This is a genomic window from Streptomyces sp. NBC_00207 (assembly GCF_045160965.1).
GTDB lineage: Bacteria > Actinomycetota > Actinomycetes > Streptomycetales > Streptomycetaceae > Streptomyces.
Genome location: NZ_CP130715.1, coordinates 6,682,099 through 6,707,295 on the forward strand (window position 1 = coordinate 6,682,099; position 25,197 = coordinate 6,707,295).

Here is a 25,197-nt window from a genome sequence, read left to right on the forward strand (position 1 = left end):
TCAAGTGCCCCCCGTCGGGACAACGCAGTGTGGTGCGGCGGATGAGCTCCGCCGCACCACACAGGCTACGCACTCTGACTGACCGTATGTCAGACCGGGGGGTCGTCCGAAGGGGTCTCCGGCGTCAGGCTCCGGCCGCCGTGTTCGCGCCGGGGACCGCGTCGTCGATCTCCTCCGCGCCGAGCACGGCGCCGGTGCCCTTCTTCGACTTCCGCAGCCGGCCTTCCAGCTGGGAGGCGAAGGTGGTGAGGGCGAAGTTCACCACGATGTAGATCAGCGCGATCACGACGAGGGTCGCGATGGTGTTGCTGTAGTTGGCCGAGATCTGCCGGTTCGTGGAGAGCAGTTCCGCGAAGCCCAGCAGGGCGCCGCCGAGCGCGGTGTCCTTGAGGATCACCACGAGCTGGCTGACCAGGGCCGGCAGCATCGCCGTGACGGCCTGCGGGATCAGCACGTAGGTCATGGTCTGACCCTTGCGCATGCCGATCGCCTTGGCCGCGTCGGTCTGGCCGCGGGGCAGGGAGAGCACGCCGGCGCGGACGATCTCGGCGATGACGGCCGAGTTGTACAGGACCAGGCCCATGACCACGGCCCAGAAGGGTCGGGTGTCGGAGGGGACGTCCAGGAACCGCGGCGCCATCAGCGCGTTACCGAACAGCATCAGCATCAGGACCGGGATGGCGCGGAAGAACTCCACCCACGCACCGACCGCCGCCCGCACCCAGGCGTGGTCGGACAGCCGGCCGATGCCCAGCACCGCGCCGAGCGGGAGGGCGATCACCATGGAGAGCGCGCCGGCCTTGAGGGTCTCCATCAGGCCGGGGATCAGATACGTGGTCCAGACCCGGCCGTCGGTGACGAAGGGCGACCACTTGTCGGCGTCGAGCTGGCCCTTCTCGCCCATGAGGGACAGAGCCCACCACATGACGAGACCGAACAGGACGACGAAGATCCCGCTGTAGATCCAGTTGCGCGCCTTGGCCTTGGGGCCCGGGCTGTCGTACAGCACGGAGGTCATCGCTTCACCGCCACTCGCTTGGCGACCCAGCCCAGCAGAAGACCGGTGGGCAGGGTCAGCAGGACGAAACCGAGGGCGAAGACCGCGAAGACCGCGAAGGTCGCCTGCGCCTCGTTCTCGAGCATTTCCTTCATCAGCAGGGCCGCTTCGGCCACGCCGATGGTCGCCGCCACCGTGGTGTTCTTGGTGAGCGCGATCAGTACGTTGGCGAGCGGTGCGATGACCGCCCGGAAGGCCTGGGGGAGCACGATCAGGGTGAGCACCTGGAAGAAGCTCAGTCCCAGTGCGCGTGCCGCCTCGGCCTGGCCGACGGGCACGGTGTTGATGCCGGAGCGCAGGGCCTCGCAGACGAAGGTGCCGGTGTAGGCGATCAGTCCGAGGACCGCGAGCCGGAAGCCGGTCTCCTTGAACGTTTCGCCGCCCAGGGCGATGCCGAGGGTCTGGTTGAGTCCCAGCGAGCAGCCGATGATCAGCAACGTCAGCGGGGTGTTGCGCACCAGGTTGACGTACGCGGTGCCGAAGCCCCGCAGCAGCGGGACCGGGCTGACCCGCATTCCGGCCAGGACGGTGCCCCAGATCAGTGATCCGGCCGCCGAGTAGAGGGTGAGCTGAACCGTCACCCAGAAGGCTCCGAGCACGTCGTACTGCCCGGAATCAAGAAAATCGAACACGATGCCCTGCGCTCTCCCCAGGATGGCCGGTGAGGTGCGCCGCCGCCCGCGGCAGGCGGGCGGCGACGCTCCTCACCGATGAATCAGCTGCCTTCGGTGATCTGCGGGGCAGGCTCGTTCTTGTAGTTGGCCGGGCCGAGGTTCTTGTCCACGGCCTTCTGCCAGCTGCCGTCCTCGACCATCTTCTTGAGCGCGGCGTTGATCTTGGTCTGGAGCTCCTTGTCGCCCTTCTTCAGACCGATGCCGTAGTTCTCGTTGCTCATGCTCAGGCCGACGAGCTTGAACTTGCCCTTGTTCTTCTCCTGCGCGGCGTAGCCGGCCAGGATCGAGTTGTCCGTGGTCAGGGCGTCGACGGCCTTGTTCTCCAGGCCGGTCAGGCACTCGGAGTAGCCACCCTGCTCCAGCAGGTCGGCCTCGGGGGCCAGGGTCTTCTTGATGTTCTGCGCCGAGGTGGAGCCGGTGACCGAGCAGAGCTTCTTCTTGTTCAGGTCCTCGACCTTGGTGATGCTCGTGTCGTCGGCGCGGACCAGCAGGTCCTGGTGCGCGAGGAAGTACGGGCCGGCGAAGTCGACCTTCTCCTTGCGCTTGTCGTTGATCGAGTACGTCGCCACGACGAACTTCACGTCGCCGTTCGAGATCAGGTTCTCGCGCTCGGCGCTGGGGGCCTGCTTGAACTCGATCTGGTTCGGCTCGTAGCCGAGCTCCTTGGCCACGTACGTGGCGACGTCGACGTCGAAGCCCGCGAACTTGCCGTCCGGGGTCTTCAGGCCCAGACCGGGCTGGTCGTACTTGATGCCGACGACGATCTTGTCCTTCGCGCCACCGGACGCACCGCCGTCAGTGGCGGCGTCCTGCTTGCTGCCGCCACAGGCGGTCGCGGTCAGGGAAAGGGCGACGGCGACGGCCGCGGCCGCAGCGGCCTTGGAGATCTTCATGGTGAACTTCCCTCGGATGAGACGTTGTTGAACGACGAGCGACGCTTACGGCGTACGCGCGGCCGACAGGAATCGTTCCGGCGGCGATCCGCATACGGATGACTACCAGACGAGACCCTCAGTGGTGCAGGATCTTCGACAGGAAGTCCTTGGCGCGGTCACTGCGCGGGTTGCTGAAGAACTGCTCGGGGGTGGCCTCTTCGACGATCTTTCCGTCGGCCATGAAGACGACCCGGTTGGCCGCAGAGCGGGCGAAGCCCATCTCGTGCGTGACGACCACCATGGTCATCCCCTCGCGGGCGAGCTGCTGCATGACCTCCAGCACCTCGTTGATCATCTCCGGGTCGAGGGCCGAGGTCGGCTCGTCGAACAGCATGACCTTCGGCTCCATGGCCAGCGCCCGGGCGATCGCCACGCGCTGCTGCTGGCCGCCGGAGAGCTGCGCCGGGTACTTGTCGGCCTGCGTGCCGACGCCCACCCGGTCCAGCAGGGCCACCGCCTTCTCGCGCGCCGCGGCCCCGTCCGTCTTGCGGACCTTGACCTGGCCCAGCATGACGTTCTCCAGCACCGTCTTGTGCGCGAAGAGATTGAACGACTGGAAGACCATGCCGACGTCGGCGCGCAGCCGGGCCAGTTCCCTGCCCTCCGAGGGCAGTTCCTTGCCGTCGAGCGTGATGGTGCCCGAGTCGATGGTCTCCAGACGGTTGATCGTCCGGCACAGCGTGGACTTGCCCGATCCCGAGGGACCGATCACGACGACTACCTCACCGCGGGCAATGCTCAGATCGATGTCCTGAAGCACGTGCAGCGCGCCGAAGTGCTTGTTGACGTTGCTCAGTACGACCAGGTCGTCCGCGGCACCGGCCGCGTCCTGCACGTCCTTGGTCACTGATACTCCGCTCATCGGCTTCTTGCTCCGTCCTCCTCGGTTGGGAGGACAGTAGTGAGGTCGCGTCCACAACGTCATCACATCTGAGGGAGAATTGAGCATAACGATCCGGCTTCCCCCGGATACGCTCCGTGCGCGCCGTCGGCGCGGCCGGACGCGGCGCGTACCGGGTGCATAACGGAAGGCGCGCCGCGGCGGAACCCCCTTGACGTGGGACTCCGCATCGGCGTGTATGCATGATGGCCACCCTTTGGCCATCCGTGTGACCATGCCCGGGGAAGCCCGCGAGCGAGAAGAGAAAAGGAGAGGGGGACGACATGAGACTGCTGCTCGTCGAGGACGACGATCACGTCGCCGCCGCCCTGTCCGCGATCCTCGCCCGGCACGGCTTCCAGGTCACCCATGCCCGCAGCGGCGAGGAGGCCCTGCAGGCGCTGCTGCCCGCCGGGGCCCTGCCCGGCGCGTCTCCCTACGGGGTGATCCTGCTCGACCTCGGCCTGCCCGACCAGGACGGCTACGAGGTGTGCGGCAAGATCCGCAAGCGCACCGCCACCCCCGTCATCATGGTGACCGCGCGCGCCGACGTACGCTCCCGCATCCACGGCCTGAACATGGGCGCCGACGACTACGTCGTCAAGCCCTACGACACCGGCGAGCTCCTCGCCCGCATCCACGCCGTCGCCCGGCGCACGGGTGCCTCCGAGGAGGCCGCGGCCACCGGGACCGGTACGCCCGCCACGGTCCGGCTCGGCCCCGTCAGCATCGAGCTGCCCAACCGCCGGGTCAGTGTGGACGGCACCGACGTACCGCTCACCCGCAAGGAGTTCGACCTGCTGGCCCTGCTCGCGCAGCGGCCCGGCGTCGTCTTCCGCCGCGAGCAGATCATCAGCGAGGTGTGGCGGACCAGCTGGGAGGGGACCGGGCGCACCCTGGAGGTCCACGTCGCCTCCCTGCGCTCCAAGCTGCGCATGCCCGCCCTCATCGAGACCGTCCGCGGGGTGGGCTACCGCCTCGTCACCCCGACCGCCCCCTAGGGGTCCTCTGCCGTGCGCGCCCGATTGCTCCCGCTGCTCGTCATCCTGATGGCGGGCACGCTGCTCGCGCTGGGCTTCCCGCTCGCGGTGAGCCTGGCCGCCGGACAGCAGCAGCGGGTGGTGGTCGACCGCATCGACGACAGCGCCCGGTTCGCCGCCCTCGCCCAGCTCGTCATCGACGCCCAGGGCTCCGGATCCACCGCCGCCGAATCCCGCCGCGAGACCCTCCAGGTCGAACTCGCCCGCTACCAGGAGCTGTACGGCATCCGCGTCGGCATCTTCTACCGCGACGACAACGACATGGCCCGCTCGCCCAGCTGGTGGCAGATCCCCGAGTCCGGCGAGGGCCGACGTGCCTTCGAGGAGGCCCTCGCCGGCCGGCGCAGCCACGATCCGCCGCAGGTGTGGCCCTGGCAGACCCACGGCCGACTGCTCGTCGTCTCCCCGGTCGTCCTCGACGGCGACGTGGTCGCGGTCGTCGCCACCGACTCGCCGACCGACCTGATGCGCGGCCGGATCCTGCAGGGATGGCTGCTCATCGCGGGCGGCCTCGCCGCCGCCATGCTGGTCGCCTTCGGCGCCGCCCTGAGGCTCACCAGCTGGGTGCTCAAGCCCGTGCAGACCCTGGACGCGGCCGCCCACGGCATCGCCACCGGAAAGATGAACTCTCGGGTCGCGGCCGCCGGCGGGCCGCCGGAACTCCAACGCCTGGCCCGTTCGTTCAACGAGATGGCCGACAACGTGGAAGAGGTACTGGAGCAGCAGCGGGCGTTCGTCGCCGACGCCTCCCACCAGCTGCGCAACCCGCTCGCGGCGCTGCTCCTGCGGATCGAGCTGCTCGCCCTCGAACTGCCCGAGGGGAACGAGGAGATCGCCTCCGTACGCACCGAGGGCAAACGCCTGACCCAGGTGCTGGACGACCTCCTCGACCTGGCGCTGGCCGAGCACGCCTCCGCCGAGATCAGCCTCACCGACATCGGTGCGCTGACCGCCGAGCGGGTCGCCGCGTGGCGCCCGTACGCGCAGGAGAAGGGCGTACGGCTCACCGAGACGGGCCGGACCGCCGTCACCGGCTGGGCCGACCCCATCGCCCTGTCCAGCGCGCTCGACGCCGTCATCGACAACGCCCTCAAGTTCACTCCTGAGGGTGAGCAGGTCGAGGTGTCGGTCGCCGCCGAGGGGCGCGTCGTCCGCGTGGTCGTCGCCGACCGCGGCCCCGGCCTCACCGAGGAGGAGCTGCTCCGCGTGGGCGACCGCTTCTGGCGCAGCGGCCGCCACCAGAACATCAAGGGCTCCGGACTCGGCCTGTCGATCTCCCGCGTGCTGCTCGCCGCGGGCGGCGGGTCCCTCGCGTACGAGACGAACCCGCCGCACGGGCTGCGGGTGACCGTGTCGGTGCCGCGCACCGGTCCCCACGGCGCCTGAGCCGCTACCAGACGAGGGTGGTGCTGGCCGCGGCCGAGGTCGCGTACAGCTCGTCCACGGCCCGGACCTCGAAGGCGGCCGCCCGCTCCCGCCCGGCCCGCGGGACGGCCGGGAGGTAGAGGGCGGTGCCGCAGGTGCCGCCGAGGAAACGACGGGTGCCGTCGGGCAGGACGCGCGACACCTCGTAGTGGCGCGGCTGCCGGTGCCGGCCGGCCGCGCCGCGCCAGGACAGGCGCAGCCAGGCCTTGCCGTCCTGCCGGGCCGAGGCGGCGACGGCCGGCGCGGTCGGCGGGGCCGGGCGCCCGGGGCGGGGGGTGTCGTGGACCGACAGGGCGCCGAGCCGCCACACCACCGGCTCCTTCCCGAGCGCGGTGATCCGTACGGCCAGGCCGTACGCGGTCCTCCCCGCCAGCGGCGCGAGCCCGGCCCGCGCCGTGCGCCAGCCCCGCCCGCCGTCCGTGCTTCCGGCAGGCAGCCACGTGTACGGGACCGGCTCGCCGGGGGCGGCGGGCTCGCGGACGGCCACGCCGACCTCCACCGCGACCGGTCCCGGTCCGCCGGCGTGCACCAGCTCCAGGACGCTCCCGCGGGTCAGCGCCAGCCGCGTGGAGTGCAGCCCGATGACCGCCGGAGCGTTCAGGGCGCCCGCGACGAGCAGGCTGGAGCCGCCGCGCCAGGCGTCCGCGAAGTCCAGGGTGACGGAGGGCCGTTCGCCGGCCGTGTCCACCACCCAGCGGCGGCCCGGGAGCCGGTCCTGGAGCCCGAGGTGGTTCCAGGGCGTGTCGGAGACGGCCTTGCCGTTCTCGTACCAGCGCAGCCCGTGCCCGGTGTTGAAGGAGCAGGCGAAGGGGAGCCCGGTGACCGTGGACCGGTCGGCGACGGCCGTGGCCGGGGCCCGCCAGCCGGACGCGGACCCGGACGAGGCCCCGGATGCGGATGCGGAGGCGGCTTCGGGTGCGGGCCGCGCGGGGTCCAGGGACTCGCCCGTCCAGAACCGGTCGTCGGCGCGGTGGAACGCGCCGGGGGAGCGGTCGGCGAGGTGGTTGCGGGTCCACTCGGGCCGGTAGAAGCCGTAACTGACGACGTGCTCGCGGTCGCGCGGGATGATCGCGTCCCAGGGGACGGCGGAGTCCCAGCCGCGGGACTCGGTGTCCACGGCCGCCCACAGCTCGTGGCGGGAACGCCCCAGCCGGTCCGCGAGCGCGCCCGACGCGGCCAGGGTCTGCGCGGTCCAGCGGAAGTCCACGAACATCGTGTCCGCGACCTTCCCGGCCCGGTCCTCGAAGAACTCCTGGTTGAGCGGGTTGAGGGCGCCCTGCCAGCCCACCCGGCCGGTGGTGTTCATGGCGTCGTACCAGGTGATGCGCAACCCGTGCGGGGTGCCCGCGGCCCGCAGGGCGCGCAGGAACTCCCGCATCCGGGCGGCCAGCGCGCTGTCGCCGCCGTCCGTCTCGGCGTTCACGAACCAGCCGTCGAAGCCGTACGTCCGCGCCACCTGGACGAGCTTGTCCGCGAGCGGGAACCGGCCGAGGGCGTCCCGCTGCACCAGGTCGCGGGTCCACTGCAGGTCGCCGCCGTAGGCGACGGGCGGCAGGAACACGTTGCCCAGCACCCGGACCCCGTTGCGGTGGGCGGCGTCGATCACGGGCGCGTTCGGGGCGAGCACGATGCCCTCGCCGGCGGAGCCGCCCCAGAAGACCAGCTCGTCGATGTACGCCCAGTGCGTGAGCGCGTAGTAGTCGGCGGTCGGGGAGCCCTGGGAGGGGTTCTGTGCGGTGGGCCCGAAGGAGACGAGGGAGGCGATGCGGGCCTGGCCGGCCCGGGCGTCCCGGTGCACCGGGACCGGGGTGAACCGCTGCGCCAGGGGCACGGTCGCGGTGTTGTGGGCCAGGTCGGGGTCCCGCTCCGGGGTCCACTGGAGGAGCGAGCGCCACACGATCCCGGGGCCGGGGGTCCCCGCCGGGAAGGAGTCCGGGAACCAGTACGAGGCGTACGGGGCCAGGTCGGCCGGGGTGGGCGGGGCGGAGGACGGCGTCGGGGCGTCCGGCGCGGCGGGTGCCGGCGCGGCGTAGGCGTACGGGGCCTGGCCCGCCGCGCCGAGCAGCGCGGCGGCCCCGGCTCCGGCGGCCAGCACCGCGCGCCGGGACGGCCGTAAGGGCGCGGCGGTCCGTCTGCGCGAGGCGATGCCGCTGCCCGTGTCGCCGGTCCTGCCGGTCCTGCCGGTCTTGCAGGTCTTGCCGGACTCGTCGGTCTCGTCGGTCTCGGCCATGCGGGGCTCCTCACGAGGGGATCGGTCAGGTCACGTCGTGCACGCGCAGCACCTCGGTGATGCCGCGCGCCGCCAGGTGGGCCGGGTCCTCGGCCTGCTCCGCCAGGACCACCGCGGGTCGCACCCCCTGGGCCGTCAGCGCGGCCCACGCTTCGAAGAACGTGCCGCCGGGGGCGCACACCGACCGGCCCGGGGCCTCCTGCGCCCCGCCGACGTCCACGGCGAGCGCGGTGGAGCGCACGGCCGGGCGGTGCGCACGGCCCCGCCACTCCTCGGCGATCCGGGCCACGGCGGCGCCGGCCGGCTTGGTCCGGCGGTCGTTGGTGAGCAGGCCGAGGCCGTACTCCAGCTCCGGGAAGTCCGCGAGCTCCCGGGACACGTCGTGCGAGCACCACCAGGTCACGCCCCACAGGTCCGGGCAGTCCAGCGCGTTCGTGACGGTGGCCTCGGTGAACCGCGCCGCGTGCTCGGGCCGGATCAGCGGCGCCGGGGCGCCGACCTCCTGGAGCCACACCGGGCGGTGCGGGTCGAGGGCCCAGGCCTTGGAGAGCTCGATGAGGTACGCGGCGTGGTGCTCGGTCGCGGTCCCGCGCCCGCCGTGGCGCTGTGCGGTGCCGTTGAACACCCAGGAGTGCACGGCGGTGGCCGCGCCCAGCCGGGCCGCCTGGGCCGGCGTGAAGGGGTGCCCGTCCCGGTACCAGGCGGCGTCGTACTCGGCGTGCAGGTGCAGCCTCCCCGGCGCGCCCTGCTCGCAGGCGGCGAGCATCCGCTCCAGCCAGCGGGAGGCCTGGTCCCGGGTGATCCGGTCGGGGTCGGGGTGCGGGGCGCCGGAGAACTGGTTGATCTCGTTGCCCACGGTCATGCCCAGGAAGTTCGGCCGGTCGGCGAGCGCGGCGGCCAGCGTGCGCAGGTACTCCTGCTGCCCGTCGACCACCTCCGGGTCGGTGAAGAGGTTGCGCCGGTGCCAGGTCCGGGTCCAGGCGGGCAGGAAGTCGAAGCTCGACAAGTGGCCCTGCAGCCCGTCCACGTTGACGTCGAGCCCGCGCTCGGCGGCCGCGTCCGCGAGCGCGACGAGCTGTTCCACGGCGCGCGGCCGGATCAGCGTCCGGTTCGGCTGGAAGACCGGCCACAGCGGGAACACGCGGACGTGGTCCAGCCCGAGCGCGGCGATCGAGTCGAGGTCGGCCCTGACCTCGTCGAGGTCGAAGTCCAGCCAGTGGTGGAACCATCCGCGGGCCGGCGTGTAGTTGGCGCCGAAGCGGAGCGCGTCATCGTGCACAGGGCGTCCTGGAGTTCTGGGGGAATTCACCGGATGGGCCACAACCTGCCGGTGTGGATGAGGAAAGTCAACAGGGCCTCAGATCCGACTACTTATGCGCTTCAGTCCAGTTGACACAAGGCTTCTTTTCGCTGGAACCTGAGGGGACTAATGCGGTTTAGCTATGGCTGGCCACAGGGGGCACGTGGAAATGGACAGCGGTATTTCGGTCACGGCGGTCACCACCCCGGCCCTCTTCACCGGGCCGCCGGAAACGCCCTCGCAGGTGGTCCGCGTACGGATCTGCAGGGAGCGTCCGGCGGGCCCGCTGTACGTCACCGTGCACGGCGAGGGCCTCACCACCCCGCACCCGCGCATCCTGCGCGCGGACGCGGACGGGGACGGGACGGAGCGCGAAGCCACCGTCGAGGTCGCCGTCCGTACCGGGGCCGCCGCCCCCGGGGAGCTGCTCGCCGCCACCGCCCGGGTCGCCACCCCCGACGGGCGCCCCCTCGCCGAGCTGCCGTTCGGGCTGACCGTCGCCGAGCCCGGCTGGACCGTCCGGCTCGTCCCGCACTTCCACTACGACCCGATGTGGTGGAACACCCAGGCCGCCTACACCGCCCTGTGGGACGCCCCGCCGCGGCCCGGCGAGGCGGAGCGGGGCTGGGAGTACGCGGGCGTGCCCGCCTTCACCCTGGTCCCGCTCCACCTCCAACAGGCCCGCGAGGACCCGGCGTACCGGTTCGTGCTCTCCGAGGTCGACTACCTCAAGCCGTACTGGGACACCCATCCCGCCGACCGCGCCGAGCTGCGCGCGCTGATCGCCGAGGGCCGCGTCGAGATCGTCGGCGGCACCTACAACGAGCCGTCCACCACGCTCACTTCCGCCGAGACCACCGTCCGCGGCGCCCTCCACGGCCTCGCCCTGCACCGCGGCACCCTCGGCGCCGATCCCCGCACCGCATGGCAGCTCGACGTCTTCGGCCACGACCCGTCCTTCCCCGCGCTGATGTCCGGCTGCGGACTCGACTCCGCCGTCCTCGCCCGCGGCCCGCACCACCAGTGGGGCCCGATGACGGACCGGTGGGGCGATCCGCTGCGGGCACCCACGGCCATGCAGCTGCCCGCCGAGTTCGAGTGGATCGCGCCCGGCGACGACGGCGGTCAGGGGCTGCTGCTCCACTACCTGCCCGCGCACTACTCGGCCGGCTGGCCCTCCCACCGCGCCCCCGACGCCGAGAGCGCCGCCGAGCAGCTGCTGGACCTGTACGAACTGCTGCGCACCCGCGCCGCCACCCGCAACGTCCTGATCCCCATGGGCACGGACTTCTCCTGGCCCCACCGCTGGGGCCTGGACGTGCAGCACGCCTGGAACCGCCGCTACTGCTGGCCGCGCATGGAGCACTCCGGCCCGCGTGCCCACTTCGACGCCGTCCGGGCCGAGTTCGCCGCGCGCGGGGAGCGGCCGTTGCCGGTGACCCGCGAGATGGGCCCGGTCTACACCGGCAAGGACGTCACCTACATCGACGTGAAGCAGGCCCACCGGGCCGCCGAGAACCTCCTCGAACAGGCCGAGACCTTCGCCGCACTGGCCTGCGCCGAGGGACTGCTCGACTATCCGGCACAGACGCTGGCCAAGGCCTGGCGGCACCTGCTCCACGCCGCCCACCACGACGCCGTGACCGGGACCTTCTCCGACCAGGTGTACCTGGACCTGCTCCCGACCTGGCGGGAGGCACACGAACTGGCCGCCGCCGTACGGGAGGAGGCGCTCGCCGTGCTCACCGGCGCGGCCGACACCCGCGGGCCGTCCCCCCTCGCCGTGACCGTCCACAACCCGGTGTCCTGGACGCGGACCGACCTGGTCCGCACGTCGGTCGACCTGGCCGCGCTGGGGCTGACGGCCGCCGAGGCGCACCGGATCGCCGTCCGTGACGCCGAGGGCCGGTACGCGCCCGTCCACATCGAGGCGGCGGCCGGAGCCGTGGCCGAGGTGGCGTTCCTCGCGGTGGCGGTGCCCTCGCTCGGGCACCGGACCTGGTGGCTGGAGGCAGCAGGGCCGAGGCTCCCGCAGTCGGCTGCCCCGGGCGGCTGGCAGCCGGCGGACGGCCTCGTCGTGGAGAACGAGTTCTTCCGCGCCGAGGCCGATCCGGCGCGCGGCGGCGGTCTCGCCCGGCTGCTGGACCGGCGCACCGGGCGGGAACTCCTGCGCGCCGGGGAGGTGGACGAGCTGGTCGTGCAGGACGAGTACCCCCAGCATCCCTACTTCGAGGAGGGCCCCTGGCACCTGCTGCCGAAGGGGCCGGGCACCGGTTCGGGCTCCGCGCCCGCCGCGTCCTGCCGGGTGGAGCGGGGGCCGCTCGGGGCGCGGATCGTGGCGACCGGGCGCACCGGGCCGGTGCGCTGGACCCGGACCACCACCCTGTGGGACGGCCTCGACCGGGTGGAACTGACCACGCGGATCGACGAGTTCGACGGCTCCGACCAGCTGGTGCGGCTGCGGATCCCGGCGGACGTGCCCGGGGCGGTGCCGGTCGCGGAGACGGCCGCCGCCGCCGTGGGGCGCGGCTTCGCCTTCCCGGAGGCGGATGCGGGGGCCGACCACGTCCGGGCCCCGTGGACCCTGGACAGTCCGTGCCTGAACTGGTTCGCACTCTCGGCGCCGCTCGCGGGGCCGGACCGGGCGCTGGCCGCGGCGGAGATCGTCCTGCCGGACGCCGGAACTCCGGACGGCCTGCGGGAGTTGGTCACCGCGCTCGGCCGGTACGGGGTCACCGCCGCCCCGACCCGGGCCGCCGGCCCGCGCTGGGGCGACCTGGCGGTGGACAGCAGCCTCCCGGACTTCCGGATCGCCCTCGGCGGCCCCGGGGCCAATGCCTTCACGGCGGCGGTGCTGGAAGGGTCCGACCCCGCGTACGCACAGGAGGTACGGGAGCAGGCGCGGGCGTGGATCCCGGCCCGGGCCCCGCTCCGCGCACTGTGGAGCCCCGGCTGCGACCTGACCGGCATCCGGGACCTGCCGGTCCTGGTCCACACCGGGTCACCGGCGGAACTCGCCCGGACCGTCGCCGCCTCGGGCCGCCTGCCCGGCGCCGGGCAGGCGGCCGGGGAGGCCGCGCACGAGGTCCCGTACGCGAACCGGACCGTCGGGATCCTGGTCAGGGGCACGCCCGGCTTCGCCGTGGACACGGCGGGCCGGCTGCACAGCAGCCTGATGCGTTCGTGCACCGGCCGCCCCAGCGGCGCATGGATGGACCCGCCCCGGCGCACCGCCCCGGACGGCAGCTCCTTCCAGCTCCAGCACTGGACGCACGTCTTCGAGCACGCCCTGGTGGCGGGCGAGGGGGACTGGCGGGAGGTGGACCTGGCGCGCCGGGGGCGGGAGTTCAACAAGCCCCTCACCGCGGTGACGGGGGCGCCGGCGGGCGGTCCGCGCCCGCCGGCCCGTTCCCTCCTCGGCGTGGAACCGGCCGGCCGGGTGCTGATCGAGGCCGTGAAACGCGGCGAGGAGGGCGGCCTGGCGGTCCGGCTCCGCGAGACGCACGGCAGCCCGGCGGCGCCCGAAGTGCTCTGGCCCGCCGGGGTGGGCGCCGAAGCGGACCTGCTGGACCGCCCGCTCGGCCCTTTCGGGGCGGGCATCGGCGGCGCGGCCACCACCACCGCGCTGCTGCGCACCCCCTCCGGCATGCCCGTGCGGGAGGGCGAACGGGAGCCGCACCAGCCGGTGTTCAGCCGGTACTGGCTGCACAACACGGGGACGGCACCGCTCGGGGACGCGCCGTACACGGTGACGTGTGACGGCCCGGCGTCCGCCGCGACCGTGACAGTCGCCTCCCACGCCGCTGCGGGCGGCCCGGTCGCGCTGGAGGTCCGCGCCCCCGACGGCTGGCACACCTCCTGGACCCGGCGGATTGTGGACCTCGTACCCGGCGGGTACGAGCGGATCCCGCTGGGCGTGAGGCCCGCCACCGCGGCCGAGCCCGGCGAACACCTGGTGCGGATCCTCGCCGCCACCCCCGCGGGCGAGTTCGAGGACGTGCTGACCGTGACCGTCCCCGGCGGCCCCGTCCCGGCCGGGCTGTGGGTGGAGGCGCCCGACCGGCAGGTTGTCGTGGCCCCCGGCGCGCGGGGCCTCGTACGGGCCCGGATCGGCAGCACCGGCGTCCGGAGCGCGCTGACGGGCCGTGCCTACGCCGTCTCCCCGTACGGGACATGGCAGTTGACGGCACCCGCCGCCCTGCCCCTGCACGTACCGGCGGACGGGCCGGCCGGGGTGGAGTTCGAGGTGCGGCCGCCGCTCGGCACCCCTCCCGGGGAGTACTGGATCGCGATCAAGGCCGCCTGCCAGGGCAGGATCGCGTACGGTCCGGCCATTGCCCTCCGTATTCCGCCACGCGTGACGCACCCGAAGGACGAATGAGACAGGCCATGGCCCGCAGACCCACGATCAAGGACATCGCCCGGCAGGCCGGGGTGTCGGAGAGCGCCGTGTCGTTCGCGCTCAACGACCGGCCCGGCGTCTCGCAGGACACCCGGGCCCGGATCCGCCGCGTCGCCGAGGAACTCGGCTGGCAGCCCAACAGTGCCGCCCGCGCCCTCTCCGGCGAACGGTCCGGAGCCGTCGGACTGGTCCTCGCCCGGCCCGCGCACACGCTCGGCGTCGAGTCCTTCTTCCTCCAGCTCGTCTCCGGCATCCAGGAGGTCCTCTCCGCGGCCCGGACCGCGCTGCTGTTCCAGGTCGTCGAGGACATCGACGCCGAATGCGCGGTCTACCGGCGCTGGTGGGCCGAACGGCGGGTCGACGGGGTCCTCGTCGTCGACCCGCGCATGCGGGACCCGCGCCCGGCACTCCTCGGGGAGCTGGGCCTGCCCGCGGTCACCATCGGCGAGCCCGAGCCCGAGCCCGCCGGCGGCGGCTCCTCACCGGCCCCGGGGGTCCCCGCGGCAGCAGTGCTCCCCGGGTCTGCGGTGGTCTCCTCGGTACGGGCCGACGACGCCGGGGCCATGGCCCAGGTCCTGGACCACCTCCACGGGCTGGGCCACCGCCGGATCGTCCACATCGCCGGGCTCCCCGGCCTGGCCCACACGGTCCGCCGGATGGACTCCCTGCGCACCGAGGCCGCGCGGCGCGGACTCGGCCCGGACCAGGTGCGCTCGGTGGTCACCGACTACTCCGACGCCGAGGGCGCGGCGGCCACCCGCCGGGTGCTCGCCGAGCCGCAGCCGCCCACCGCACTCGTCTACGACAACGACGTGATGGCCGTCGCCGGCAGTGCGGTCGCCGCCGAGCTGGGCATCCCCGTACCGGGCCGCCTCTCGGTCGTGGCCTGGGACGACTCCGCGCTCTGCCGGGTCACCCACCCCCGGCTCACCGCCCTCGTACGTGACACCGCCGGCTTCGGCCGGCTCGCCGCCGAGGAGCTCCTCGCCGTCCTCGCGGGCGGGCCGCCCGGGGTCCGGATCAGCGAGCAGCCGCGACTGGAGCCTCGCGAGAGCACGGCGCCGCCCCCGGCGCATACTGAATCCTGAACCCTTCCTGGAGCCGCCACCGTGATCACGCCCACCGCCCCCTTCCCCGCACCGCGCGCCGCCGGCGCGGCCGACGGCCTGACGGTGGCGATCGACATCGGCGGTACGAAGATCGCCGGTGCGCTGGTGCACCCCGACGGCACGATGACCGCCACCACCCGCCGGGCGACGCCGCGCGGAGTGGACGCGGAGGGTGTCATGGCGGCGGTGACCGAGGTCGTCGCCGATCTGTCCGACTCCCCGCTGTGGGCCTCGGCGGTCCGCTGCGGGATCGGCAGCGCCGGCCCGGTGGACACCTCCCGGGGCACGGTCAGCCCGGTGAACATCGGGGCGTGGCGGGAGTTCCCGGTCCAGGCCCGGGTGGCGGCGCAGCTCGCGGCGCGCGGGGCCGAGCTGCCGACCGTACTGGCCGGGGACGGCGTGGCGATGACCGCCGCCGAGCACTGGCTGGGCGCGGCCCGGGGGCACGCGAACGCGCTCTGCATGGTCGTCTCCACGGGTGTGGGCGGCGGCCTCATCCTGAACAACCAGCTGCACCCCGGCCCCACGGGCAACGCGGGCCACATCGGCCACATCAGCGTGGCCTTCGACGGCGAACCGTGCGTCTGCGGCAGCCGCGGCTGCGTCGAGTCGATCGCCTCCGGCACGGCGATCGCCCGCTGGGCCCGGGACCAGGGCTGGACCCCGGCGGCCGGCGCGAGCAGCGGGAACGGCGCGGGCAGCGGGAACGGCGCGGGGAGCACGCGGGACGCCTCGGCCGCCGGCGTGGCCGCGGCCGCCGCCGCGGGCGATCCGATCGCCGTGGCCGCCTTCGACCGCGCGGGCCGTGCGCTGGCCGCCGCGATCGCCGCCACCGCGACCCTCGTCGAAACGGACATCGCCGTCATCGGCGGCGGGGTCGCCGCCTCCGGCGACATCCTCTGCGCCCCGATCCGCACCCATCTCGCGGCCTACGCCACGCTCTCCTTCGTCAAGGAGCTCCAGGTGGTCCCGGCGACCCTGGGCACCCACGCGGGCCTGATCGGCGCGGCCGCCGCGGCGACGATGCTGCTGCCGTCGCCCCCGTCCCCGTAGGGTCCCGGCCGCCTCGCTCCCGCCCCCGTGGAGGACGTCAGGGCTTGACCGACCGGTAGTACCGGCCCGCGCCCTCGTGCAGCTTCAGGGGATCGGTGTAGATCGCCGTCCGCAGGTCCACCAGCTGCGCCGCGTGGACCTCGCGCCCGACCAGGTCGCGGCTGAGGATCACCGTCCGCGTCAGCTGCTCCGTCAGGGCGGGGTCCGTCTCCGCCGTGGTCACCAGCAGGTTCGGGACGGCCAGGGTCGTCACCGCGCTGGTGTTGCGTGCCCGCGCGTACGCGTCCTGCGGCATGACCGCCGTCCGGTAGTAGCGTGCCGGGGTGCCGCTGCCCTGCAACTGCTCCACCAGGTCGCCGAGCTGCACGAGCCGGATCTGGAACCGCTCGGACAGCTCGCGCACCGCGTTCGTCGGCAGGCCGCCGGACCAGAAGAAGGCGTCGATCCGGCCGGCCTCCAGCTCGCCCGGCATGGTGTCGATGCCGATGGACACCGGCGTGACGTCCAGCACCGGGTCCAGTTCGGCCGCCTTGAGCAGCCGCTCCGAGACGAGCCGCACCCCGGACCCCGGCTGGCCGATCGCGACCCGCTTGCCCCGCAGGTCCCGGGCCGACTGCACCGGGGAGTCGGCCGGCACCACCAGCTGCACGTAGTCGTCGTAGAGCCGGGCGACCCCGCGCAGCAGGTCCGCGCGCGGCTTCCCGTCGAGCTGGTACTTGGCGACCGCGTCCGCCGTCGCCACCGTGAAGTCCGCCTCACCCGAGGCCACCCGCTTGAGGTTCTCCTGCGAGCCCTCGCTGGTCTCCAGCCGCACGTCCAGCCCGGGTACGTCCTTCGCGAGCGCCTGCTGCAGCAGCTGCCCGTACCGGTGGTAGACCCCGGTCCGGGCGCCCGTGCTGAAGGTCAGATCGCCCTGCAGTTCCGGCTCCCCGAAGGGCTTGAGCCACCAGGTCAGGACGCCGAGCACGGCCAGTACGGCCACCAGGACCCGCAGGGCGTGGCGCCTGCTGATCCGGGGCGGTACGAGAGGCATGTCCGCGATCCTGCCACCCGTCCGCCGTCCTGTCACGGCGCGGGCCGCCCGGGCACCCGCCCCGGTCCCCCCGGCCGCCTCCCCGCGGCCGGTCGCACGCGGGAGCGGAGGGCTCCCGCGCACCGCCTACCCTTGTTCCATGACCAGCAGCGACCGGAGCCAGGCAGTGGACGAGAAGCGAAGCTACGAGGTGCGCACCTACGGGTGCCAGATGAACGTGCACGACTCCGAGCGGCTCTCCGGTCTGCTGGAGGACGCCGGCTACGTCCGGGCACCCGAGGGCTCCGACGGCGACGCCGACGTCGTGGTCTTCAACACCTGCGCGGTCCGCGAGAACGCCGACAACAAGCTGTACGGCAACCTGGGCCGGCTGGCCCCGATGAAGACGAAGCGCCCCGGCATGCAGATCGCCGTCGGCGGCTGCCTCGCCCAGAAGGACCGCGACACGATCGTCAAGCGGGCCCCCTGGGTCGACGTCGTCTTCGGTACGCACAACATCGGCAAGCTCCCCGTGCTGCTGGAGCGCGCCCGCATCCAGGAAGAGGCGCAGGTCGAGATCGCCGAGTCGCTGGAGGCGTTCCCCTCCACGCTCCCGACCCGCCGCGAGTCCGCGTACGCCGCCTGGGTCTCGATCTCCGTCGGCTGCAACAACACCTGCACCTTCTGCATCGTCCCGGCGCTGCGCGGCAAGGAGGAGGACCGCCGCCCCGGCGACATCCTCGCCGAGGTGGAGGCCCTGGTCGCCGAGGGCGTCTCGGAGATCACCCTGCTCGGCCAGAACGTGAACGCGTACGGCTCCGACCTGGGCGACCGCGAGGCCTTCAGCAAGCTGCTGCGCGCCTGCGGCCAGATCGAGGGCCTGGAGCGGGTCCGCTTCACCTCTCCGCACCCGCGCGACTTCACGGACGACGTGATCGCGGCGATGGCCGAGACCCCGAACGTGATGCCGCAGCTGCACATGCCGATGCAGTCCGGATCGGACACGATCCTGAAGGCGATGCGCCGCTCGTACCGCCAGGAGCGCTTCCTCGGCATCATCGAGAAGGTCCGCGCCGCCATCCCGCACGCGGCGATCTCCACCGACATCATCGTGGGCTTCCCCGGTGAGACGGAGGAGGACTTCCAGCAGACGATGCACGCGGTGCGCGAGGCCCGCTTCGCGAACGCGTTCACCTTCCAGTACTCCAAGCGCCCCGGGACCCCGGCGGCCGACATGGAGGGGCAGATCCCCAAGGAGGTCGTCCAGGAGCGGTACATGCGCCTGGTCGCCCTGCAGGAGGAGATCTCCTGGGACGAGAACAAGAAGCAGGTCGGCCGCACGCTGGAGGTCATGGTCGCGGAGGGCGAGGGCCGCAAGGACGGCGCCACGCACCGCCTGTCGGGCCGCGCCCCCGACAACCGCCTGGTCCACTTCACGAAGCCGGAGGCGGAGGTCCGCCCGGGTGACGTGGTCACCGTCGACATCACCTACGCGGCCCCGCACCACCTCCTGGCCGAGGGCCCGACGCTGACCGTGCGCCGCACCCGCGCCGGCGACGCCTGGGAGAAGCGCAACGCCGCCCCGGCCCAGCCCGCGGGCGTCATGCTCGGCATCCCGACGCTGGGCGTCCCGGCGCCCCTGCCGGTCGCCACCTCCGGCTGCGCGGCGCCGCAGGGCTGAGCCGGATCCGGCCCCGCCGGCGCTGATTCAGCCCCGCCGGCGTTTGAGGCGCGGGGTCCGGGGCGGAGCCCCAGGGCTTGAAGCCGCGGGGCCGCGGGTACCCGAGCCGCGCTGGCGTTAGGCTGCGGATCATGCTCGTAGCCGCTGCCGTCTGTCCCGCCCCGCCCCTGCTCGTGCCGGAGGTCGCCGCGGGGGCCGCCGCCGAACTCGGCGACGCCCGCACCGCCTGCTCCGACGCGCTGGCGGTGCTCGCCGCCTCCCGGCCCGACCTGCTGGTCGTGGTCGGCGCGGCCGACCAGGACCACCGCGGCCCCTACCCGCAGGGCGCCCGCGGCACCTTCCGCGGCTTCGGCGTCGAGAGCGACGTACAGCTCGGGGAGGGCGACGAGGGGCCGCGCCTGCTGCCCCCGTCGCTCGCCGTCGGCGCCTGGCTGCTGCGGCACGCGCGGTGGGGCGCAGCCCCCGTCGAGGGGCTGGGCATCGGGGAACCGACGGACACCGCGCGCTGCCTGGAGACCGGCCGGGAGCTCGCCGCTCGCGACGCCCGGGTCGCACTGCTCGTCATGGGTGACGGCAGCGCGCGACGGACCCTGAAGGCCCCCGGATACCTCGACGAGCGCGCCGCCGGCTTCGACGCGGCCGCCGCCCGCGCCCTGGGCGCCGCCGACACGGCCGCCCTCGCCGCGCTCGACCCCGAGCTCGCGGCCGAACTCCAGGCCGCCGGCCGGGCCCCCTGGCAGGTGCTGGCGGGCGCCGCCGAGGGCGCGGGCCTCGAAGGCCGCCTGCTGTACGAGGACGCGCCGTACGGGGTCGGCTACTTCGTGGCCGCCTGGTCGTAGCCGGTAACCGGGAGGCCTCCCGGAGACGCCGAAGGGGCGCGGGACCGGCGGCAGCCGTTGGTCCCGCGCCCCTTCCGGAAGCGCGTCAGGAGGTGGTCGGCGGCGTCGTACCGCCGGGGGCGTCCTTGTGCGCGATCTTGCCCAGGGCGTCCTTCGCCTTGCCCGTACCGCTCGTGATCCGGTCGCTGTACTTGCCGTGGGTCTTGGAGTCCACCGCCTTGGCGACCTTGTCCAGACCCTCGCCGATCTTGCCCTCGTGCTGTTGCGCGAGGCCCTCGACCTTCTCCTTCGCCGGAGCGAGCTTGGCCTTCAGATTGTCCAGCAGGCCCATGGGTCACCTTCCGTTGGCGGTCGCTACGTGCGGGCGCCCTCGCCGGCTTCGCTGTCCGCGGCCACCTCGGCCGACTGCTGCTTGGGGATCTCCACGGCTTCCGCCGCCGGGGCCTCCGCAACAGCCGGCCCGGCCTCGGCCTCTTCGGCCGCACCGGACTCCGCCGTCAGGGCCTCGGCAGCGACCTCCTCGGTCGCAGCCTCTTCCTTACGACGAAAAAACCGATCAAAAACGCCCATGTCTACTCCCATTAACGCTACTCGTGTGAGTGAAGTTCCGCTGTGGCCGGACCGGCCTCCGCCGGGCGTACGCAGGGCGCATGCCGGGCCGGAACCCCGCCAGGGCAACGACCCCGCCCGCGCCCCGTCACGTAACTCGATCGGGTACATGGCCGTGTCTTGACCAGGGGCTGCGAGACTGGGGCAGTGAGGAAAGCAGCCCCCGCCCCGCGGGTCATCGCCGTCGTCGGTCCCACCGCGGCAGGAAAGTCCGACCTGGGCGTCGCCCTGGCCCGCCGATTCGACGGCGAGGTCGTCAACGCCGACTCCATGCAGCTGTACCGGGGGATGGACATCGGCACCGCCAAGCTGACGACCGAGGAGCGCGGCGGAGTCCCGCACCACCTCCTCGACATCTGGGACGTCACCGACACCGCCAACGTGGCCGAATACCAGCGCCTGGCCCGCCTGGAGATCGACAAACTGCTCGCCGAGGGCCGCACGCCCGTCCTCGTCGGCGGATCCGGCCTGTACGTCCGGGGCGCCCTGGACGTCATGGAGTTCCCCGGCACCGACCCGGAGGTCCGCGCCCGCCTGGAGGACGAGCTCACGCTGCGCGGCTCCGGCGCCCTGCACGCCCGCCTCGCCGCCGCCGACCCGGCCGCGGCCCGGGCCATCCTGCCCAGCAACGGCCGCCGCATCGTCCGCGCGCTGGAGGTCATCGAGATCACCGGACGCCCCTTCACGGCCAATCTGCCCGGCCACGAGTCCGTCTACGACACCCTGCAGATCGGCGTCGACGTCGCCCGGCCGGAGCTGGACGAGCGGATCGCGCTGCGCGTGGACCGGATGTGGGAAGCCGGGCTGGTGGACGAGGTCCGCGCGCTGGAGGCCCGCGGGCTGCGAGACGGAATCACCGCTTCCAGAGCACTCGGCTACCAGCAGGTGCTCGCCGCGCTCGCCGGGGAGTGCACCGAGGACGAGGCCAGGGCGGAGACCGTCCGGGCGACCAAGCGGTTCGCCCGCCGCCAGGACTCCTGGTTCCGCCGCGACCCGCGCGTGCACTGGCTCAGCGGAGCCGCCGCCGACCGGGGGGAACTCCCCGGACTCGCGCAGTCGTTGGTCGAACGAGCGGTCACAGCCTGATCACGTGATGGCATCGGGACGCCCCGGGCGCCGGTTGCGGGGCCGGGAGCGTGCCATCATCAAACTTCTGCGGGTGCGGTCACCTGCGGTGAATGGCGGCGCACTGAGTCCGAGTGGGGAGGGCGCGTGGCGATGGAGGCCGGCCCTCGTGACACCGGGCGGGACGACGCACGGCGGGAAGCGGATCCGACGCTTCTCGACGGTACGGACGGGCCCGCAGGCCTCGGGCTGCCCGCGGACCCCGCGCGGCTGACCCCCGACGGCCCGGACGCCCCGGACACCGCCGAGGCCGAGGCGGCCGCAGGCCCCGCGTTCGAGGTGGAGCTGCGTCCGCAGCGCCGCCTGCGCCTGTGGCAGATCGCCCCCATCGTCATGCTGGCCGCCGCCGGCTCCCTGATGTTCGCCTTCCCGCTCGCCTTCGAGTTCGGCGACGGCGGGGCCGTGGTCGCCATGCTCGGCTTCCTGATCAGCTGCTGCGCCGGAGGCTGGGGCATGATGGCGGCCCGGCGGGTCGGCTACACGTGGCCCGGGCTCCCGGCCCGGGGGAGCGGCCGCCGCCCGGACTGGCGCATGGCCGCGCTGTACGCCGTGATCGCGCTGGCCGTCGTGAGCCTGGCCGTGTACCGGGTCGCCCGGCTGCGCTGACCGGGCCCTCCCGCAGGGGTCCGCGTACTGGACCGCGCGGCGCCGCCGAGCCGGCCCTCGTTACCATGGGCGGGTGACGCAGCGCACCCTCTCCTTCCTCAAGGGCCACGGCACCGAGAACGACTTCGTGATCGTCCCGGACCCGGACAACGCCATCGAACTGCCCGCGCCCGCGGTCGCGAAGCTCTGCGACCGGCGGGCCGGCATCGGCGCGGACGGCGTCCTGCACGTCGTCCGGTCCGCCGCGCACCCGGAGGCGGCACACCTCGCCGGCGAGGCGGAGTGGTTCATGGACTACCGCAACAGCGACGGCTCCATCGCCGAGATGTGCGGCAACGGCGTGCGCGTGTTCGCCCGCTACCTGCAGTACGCCGGCCACGTCGAGCCCGGGGACCTGGCCGTCGCCACCCGCGGCGGGATCAAGCGGGTCCACCTGGACAAGACCGGCGACGTCACCGTCTCCATGGGCCGCGCCGAACTTCCCGAGGGCGAGGTCACCGTCAGCGTGGGGTCCCGGAGCTGGCCCGCGCGCAACGTGAACATGGGGAACCCGCACGCCGTGGCCTTCGTTGAAAGCCTCGACGACGCCGGGAACCTCTTCACCGCCCCGCCCTTCAGCCCGGCGTCCGCCTACCCGACGGGTGTCAATGTCGAGTTCGTCGTCGACCGCGGCCCCCGGCACGTCGCCATGCGCGTCCACGAGCGCGGCTCCGGCGAGACCCGCTCCTGCGGCACCGGCGCCTGCGCCGTCGCCGTGGCCACCATCCGCCGCGACGGCGTGGACCCGGCCGTCACCGGCGCACCGGTCACGTACACCGTCGACCTCCCGGGCGGAACCCTGCACATCACGGAACACCCCGACGGGCAGATCGACATGACCGGACCGGCCGTGATCGTGGCCGCGGGCGAGTTCGACGAGGCCTGGCTCACCGAAACGGCTTTCGCCTGAAGCTTCCCTCTAATGGGTGATCCGTTTCACGCTGAGCGAGAGGTGGACTGCGCCACGTGGTGGGGTCGGTAACATCAGGCACCGGCCCTGAGGGCTCACCCCATGCCCGCCACCGCCGGTCGAAGCCGCCGGAGGTGCCCATGAGTGCAGAGGCCACGAACCCCGAAGCACACCCCGAAGCGCGCCCTGAGCTCCGCAGACGCGGCCGGACCAGGCTCGATCTGCGCCGGCTCGGCCGCGCGGCCCTGCTCGGGCCCACGTCCCGGGACCGGCTCCCGGACGCCATCGGCCACGTCGCCGAGGCCCACCGCGCCCACCATCCGGACGCCGATCTGTCCCTTCTGCGCCGGGCTTACCTCCTCGCGGAGACCTCGCACCGCGGTCAGATGCGAAAAAGTGGTGAGCCGTACATCACACATCCGCTCGCCGTCACCCTGATCCTCGCCGAACTCGGCGCCGAGACCACCACCTTGACGGCCTCTCTGCTCCACGACACCGTCGAGGACACCGAGGTGACCCTCGATCAGGTCCGCGCGGAGTTCGGCGACGAGGTCTGCTTCATCGTCGACGGGGTCACCAAGGTCGAGAAGATCGACTACGGCGCCGCCGCCGAACCCGAGACCTTCCGCAAGATGCTCGTCGCCACCGGCAACGACGTCCGCGTCATGTCCATCAAACTCGCCGACCGGCTGCACAACATGCGCACCCTCGGCGTGATGCGCCCCGAGAAACAGGCCCGCATCGCCAAGGTCACCCGCGACGTCCTCATCCCGCTGGCCGAACGGCTCGGCGTCCAGGCCCTGAAGACCGAGCTGGAAGACCTCGTCTTCGCGATCCTGCACCCCGAGGAGTACGAGAGCACCCGCGCGCTCATCGCCGCCCACGCCGGGGAACGCGACCCGCTGCCCGGCATCGCCGACTCCGTACGGGCCGTCCTGCGCGACGCCGGCATCGCCGCCGAGGTACAGGTCCGGCCGCGGCACTTCGTATCCGTGCACCGCATCGCCCGGACGCGCGGCGAGCTGCGCGGCTCCGACTTCGGCCGCATCCTCGTCCTCGTCGGCGAGAACGCCGACTGCTACGGGGTGCTCGGGGAGCTGCACACCTGCTTCACCCCGGTCGTCTCGGAGTTCAAGGACTTCATCGCCACCCCGAAGTTCAACCTCTACCAGTCGCTGCACACCGCCGTCGCCACCCCCGAGGGCTACGTGGCCGAGGTCATCGTGCGGACCCGGCAGATGCACCGCGTCGCGGAGGCCGGCGTGGTGGCGCTCGGCAACCCGTACGCCACCGCGACGCCCGAAGCCGCCGCCGACCCCGACGAGGAGCGGGTGGACCCCACACGCCCCGGCTGGCTGTCCCGGCTGCTCGACTGGCAGCAGTCCGCGCCCGACCCCGACACCTTCTGGAGCGTGCTCCGCGCGGAGCTGGCCCAGGACCGGGAGATCACCGTGTTCCGGGCCGACGGGGGCACGCTGGGCCTGCCCGCCGGGGCCAGCTGTATCGACGCCGCCTACGCCCAGCACGGCGAGGCGGCCCACGGCTGCATCGGCGCCCGGGTCAACGGGCGCCTCACCTCCCTGTCCTCCCCGCTGTCCGACGGCGACACCGTGCAGCTGCTGCTCGCGCAGGACGCCTCCTCGGGACCGGCCGCCGAATGGCTGGACCACGCGCGGACCCCGGCCGCCCGGATCGCCATCAGCAGCTGGCTCGAATCCCATCCCGACCGGGCGCTGTCCACCACCTCCGCCGCGCGGGCGCCGCTCTCGGTGATCGGCGCCCGGGGCGGCGGGGGCAACGCGGTCGCCGACCTGCCGGACGCCACCGTGCGGCTCGCCGGCTGCTGCACCCCGGTGCCGCCCGACGCCGTCGCCGGCTTCCTGGTCCGCGGCGGGGCCGTCACCGTCCACCGCATCCAGTGCGCGGCGGTGGCGCAGATGCGCGCCGTGGGGCGGACCTCCGTCGCCGTGCACTGGCGGGCCACGGCCGACTGCCGGGTCACCCTGCTCGCCGAATCGTTCGGCCGCCCGCACCTGCTGGCAGACCTCACCGAGGCCATCGCCCGCGAGGGGGTCGAAGTGGTCTCCGCGACCGTGGAACCTCCGGTCGAGCAGCGGGTCCGGCACAGCTACACCCTGCAGCTGCCGGACGCGGCCGGACTGCCCGCGCTGATGCGTGCCATGCGGGACGTACCGGGCGTGTACGACGTGCGCCGGGCGTAGGGCCCCGCCGGCCGCGGGAGCGCGGAGGTCCGCCCGGACGTCGCTCGGG

20 protein-coding genes are annotated in these 25,197 nt (G+C 73.3%); 11 read left to right on the forward strand and 9 right to left on the reverse strand.

Going from position 1 to position 25,197, the window contains the following annotated elements:
• Positions 1-124: 124 nt before the first annotated feature.
• From OG472_RS31610 to OG472_RS31625, 4 genes are all read right to left on the reverse strand, one after another.
• The gene (locus OG472_RS31610; protein ID WP_405832249.1) at positions 125-1,018 is read right to left on the reverse strand and encodes an amino acid ABC transporter permease; all 894 of its coding nucleotides are present in this window, start codon (positions 1,016-1,018) and stop codon (positions 125-127) included.
• Positions 1,015-1,689, reverse strand: a complete 675-nt coding sequence (locus OG472_RS31615) for an amino acid ABC transporter permease (RefSeq protein ID WP_405832250.1) — start codon at positions 1,687-1,689, stop codon at positions 1,015-1,017. Before OG472_RS31615 ends, OG472_RS31610 begins: the two co-directional genes overlap by 4 nt.
• An 83-nt stretch (positions 1,690-1,772) precedes the next feature.
• Positions 1,773-2,624, reverse strand: a complete 852-nt coding sequence (locus OG472_RS31620; protein WP_405942304.1) for a glutamate ABC transporter substrate-binding protein — start codon at positions 2,622-2,624, stop codon at positions 1,773-1,775.
• 118 nt (positions 2,625-2,742) lie between these two features.
• Positions 2,743-3,528 (reverse strand): amino acid ABC transporter ATP-binding protein, encoded by a 786-nt coding sequence (locus tag OG472_RS31625; RefSeq protein WP_361761206.1) that lies wholly within the window; start codon positions 3,526-3,528, stop codon positions 2,743-2,745.
• 302 nt (positions 3,529-3,830) lie between these two features.
• On the opposite strand from OG472_RS31625, the gene OG472_RS31630 reads away from it, so the two are divergent.
• Both OG472_RS31630 and OG472_RS31635 read left to right on the forward strand, forming a co-directional pair.
• Entirely contained in the window at positions 3,831-4,547 is a 717-nt protein-coding gene (locus OG472_RS31630; RefSeq protein ID WP_405832254.1) for a response regulator transcription factor, read from the forward strand.
• A 12-nt stretch (positions 4,548-4,559) separates the two neighbouring features.
• Complete coding sequence (locus OG472_RS31635; protein WP_405942305.1) at positions 4,560-5,972, forward strand: ATP-binding protein; 1,413 nt, start codon at positions 4,560-4,562, stop codon at positions 5,970-5,972.
• 4 nt (positions 5,973-5,976) lie between these two features.
• Here the strand turns inward: OG472_RS31635 and OG472_RS31640 are convergent, their stop codons facing one another.
• Complete coding sequence (locus OG472_RS31640; protein WP_405942306.1) at positions 5,977-8,241, reverse strand: endo-beta-N-acetylglucosaminidase; 2,265 nt, start codon at positions 8,239-8,241, stop codon at positions 5,977-5,979.
• A gap of 25 nt (positions 8,242-8,266) precedes the next feature.
• Positions 8,267-9,520 (reverse strand): glycosyl hydrolase, encoded by a 1,254-nt coding sequence (locus tag OG472_RS31645; protein ID WP_401611203.1) that lies wholly within the window; start codon positions 9,518-9,520, stop codon positions 8,267-8,269.
• 190 nt (positions 9,521-9,710) lie between these two features.
• Between OG472_RS31645 and OG472_RS31650 the strand changes: the two genes are divergently transcribed.
• The 3 genes from OG472_RS31650 to OG472_RS31660 are packed head-to-tail and all read left to right on the forward strand — an operon-like array spanning position 9,711 to position 16,105.
• Complete coding sequence (locus OG472_RS31650) at positions 9,711-13,922, forward strand: glycoside hydrolase (protein WP_405942307.1); 4,212 nt, start codon at positions 9,711-9,713, stop codon at positions 13,920-13,922.
• Positions 13,923-13,930: 8 nt separating this feature from the next.
• Positions 13,931-15,031, forward strand: coding sequence for a LacI family DNA-binding transcriptional regulator (locus tag OG472_RS31655; RefSeq protein WP_405942308.1), 1,101 nt, complete (start codon positions 13,931-13,933; stop codon positions 15,029-15,031).
• Between the two features lie 21 nt (positions 15,032-15,052).
• Complete coding sequence (locus tag OG472_RS31660; protein WP_405942309.1) at positions 15,053-16,105, forward strand: ROK family protein; 1,053 nt, start codon at positions 15,053-15,055, stop codon at positions 16,103-16,105.
• A gap of 37 nt (positions 16,106-16,142) precedes the next feature.
• Here OG472_RS31660 and OG472_RS31665 read toward each other — a convergent pair whose 3' ends face one another.
• On the reverse strand, positions 16,143-17,138 hold the full coding sequence (locus OG472_RS31665; RefSeq protein WP_401611210.1) for a TAXI family TRAP transporter solute-binding subunit: 996 nt from the start codon (positions 17,136-17,138) through the stop codon (positions 16,143-16,145).
• A 139-nt stretch (positions 17,139-17,277) separates the two neighbouring features.
• Here OG472_RS31665 and miaB point away from each other — a divergent pair, with 139 nt between their 5' ends.
• The gene (gene miaB, locus OG472_RS31670) at positions 17,278-18,798 is read left to right on the forward strand and encodes a tRNA (N6-isopentenyl adenosine(37)-C2)-methylthiotransferase MiaB (RefSeq protein WP_383568896.1); all 1,521 of its coding nucleotides are present in this window, start codon (positions 17,278-17,280) and stop codon (positions 18,796-18,798) included.
• 131 nt (positions 18,799-18,929) lie between these two features.
• Complete coding sequence (locus OG472_RS31675) at positions 18,930-19,637, forward strand: class III extradiol dioxygenase subunit B-like domain-containing protein (protein WP_401611213.1); 708 nt, start codon at positions 18,930-18,932, stop codon at positions 19,635-19,637.
• Between the two features lie 85 nt (positions 19,638-19,722).
• Here OG472_RS31675 and OG472_RS31680 read toward each other — a convergent pair whose 3' ends face one another.
• Positions 19,723-19,968: an antitoxin gene (locus OG472_RS31680; protein WP_327416787.1), complete on the reverse strand. Its 246-nt coding sequence runs from the start codon at positions 19,966-19,968 to the stop codon at positions 19,723-19,725.
• A gap of 23 nt (positions 19,969-19,991) precedes the next feature.
• A complete protein-coding gene (locus OG472_RS31685) occupies positions 19,992-20,207 on the reverse strand; it encodes a gliding motility protein (RefSeq protein ID WP_362234990.1) in 216 nt (71 codons plus the stop codon).
• 186 nt (positions 20,208-20,393) lie between these two features.
• On the opposite strand from OG472_RS31685, the gene miaA reads away from it, so the two are divergent.
• From miaA to OG472_RS31705, 4 genes are all read left to right on the forward strand, one after another.
• Positions 20,394-21,332 (forward strand): tRNA (adenosine(37)-N6)-dimethylallyltransferase MiaA, encoded by a 939-nt coding sequence (miaA, locus tag OG472_RS31690; RefSeq protein WP_401611215.1) that lies wholly within the window; start codon positions 20,394-20,396, stop codon positions 21,330-21,332.
• Between the two features lie 132 nt (positions 21,333-21,464).
• Positions 21,465-21,977 (forward strand): hypothetical protein, encoded by a 513-nt coding sequence (locus OG472_RS31695; protein ID WP_401611359.1) that lies wholly within the window; start codon positions 21,465-21,467, stop codon positions 21,975-21,977.
• 73 nt (positions 21,978-22,050) lie between these two features.
• Positions 22,051-22,926, forward strand: coding sequence for a diaminopimelate epimerase (dapF, locus tag OG472_RS31700; protein WP_405832264.1), 876 nt, complete (start codon positions 22,051-22,053; stop codon positions 22,924-22,926).
• A gap of 140 nt (positions 22,927-23,066) precedes the next feature.
• A complete protein-coding gene (locus OG472_RS31705) occupies positions 23,067-25,148 on the forward strand; it encodes a RelA/SpoT family protein (protein ID WP_401611219.1) in 2,082 nt (693 codons plus the stop codon).
• Positions 25,149-25,197 lie beyond the last annotated feature (49 nt).

What these genes read in the sequence shown, in the direction of transcription:
- OG472_RS31610 (WP_405832249.1), bottom strand. Translation starts at nt 1,018, where the DNA reads ATGACCTCCGTGCTGTACGACAGCCCGGGCCCCAAGGCCAAGGCGCGC.
- OG472_RS31620 (WP_405942304.1), bottom strand. Translation starts at nt 2,624, where the DNA reads ATGAAGATCTCCAAGGCCGCTGCGGCCGCGGCCGTCGCCGTCGCCCTT.
- OG472_RS31625 (WP_361761206.1), bottom strand. Translation starts at nt 3,528, where the DNA reads ATGAGCGGAGTATCAGTGACCAAGGACGTGCAGGACGCGGCCGGTGCC.
- OG472_RS31630 (WP_405832254.1), top strand. Translation starts at nt 3,831, where the DNA reads ATGAGACTGCTGCTCGTCGAGGACGACGATCACGTCGCCGCCGCCCTG.
- OG472_RS31640 (WP_405942306.1), bottom strand. Translation starts at nt 8,241, where the DNA reads ATGGCCGAGACCGACGAGACCGACGAGTCCGGCAAGACCTGCAAGACC.
- OG472_RS31650 (WP_405942307.1), top strand. Translation starts at nt 9,711, where the DNA reads ATGGACAGCGGTATTTCGGTCACGGCGGTCACCACCCCGGCCCTCTTC.
- OG472_RS31655 (WP_405942308.1), top strand. Translation starts at nt 13,931, where the DNA reads ATGGCCCGCAGACCCACGATCAAGGACATCGCCCGGCAGGCCGGGGTG.
- OG472_RS31665 (WP_401611210.1), bottom strand. Translation starts at nt 17,138, where the DNA reads ATGCCTCTCGTACCGCCCCGGATCAGCAGGCGCCACGCCCTGCGGGTC.
- miaB (WP_383568896.1), top strand. Translation starts at nt 17,278, where the DNA reads ATGACCAGCAGCGACCGGAGCCAGGCAGTGGACGAGAAGCGAAGCTAC.
- OG472_RS31675 (WP_401611213.1), top strand. Translation starts at nt 18,930, where the DNA reads ATGCTCGTAGCCGCTGCCGTCTGTCCCGCCCCGCCCCTGCTCGTGCCG.
- OG472_RS31680 (WP_327416787.1), bottom strand. Translation starts at nt 19,968, where the DNA reads ATGGGCCTGCTGGACAATCTGAAGGCCAAGCTCGCTCCGGCGAAGGAG.
- OG472_RS31685 (WP_362234990.1), bottom strand. Translation starts at nt 20,207, where the DNA reads ATGGGCGTTTTTGATCGGTTTTTTCGTCGTAAGGAAGAGGCTGCGACC.
- OG472_RS31695 (WP_401611359.1), top strand. Translation starts at nt 21,465, where the DNA reads ATGGAGGCCGGCCCTCGTGACACCGGGCGGGACGACGCACGGCGGGAA.
- OG472_RS31705 (WP_401611219.1), top strand. Translation starts at nt 23,067, where the DNA reads ATGAGTGCAGAGGCCACGAACCCCGAAGCACACCCCGAAGCGCGCCCT.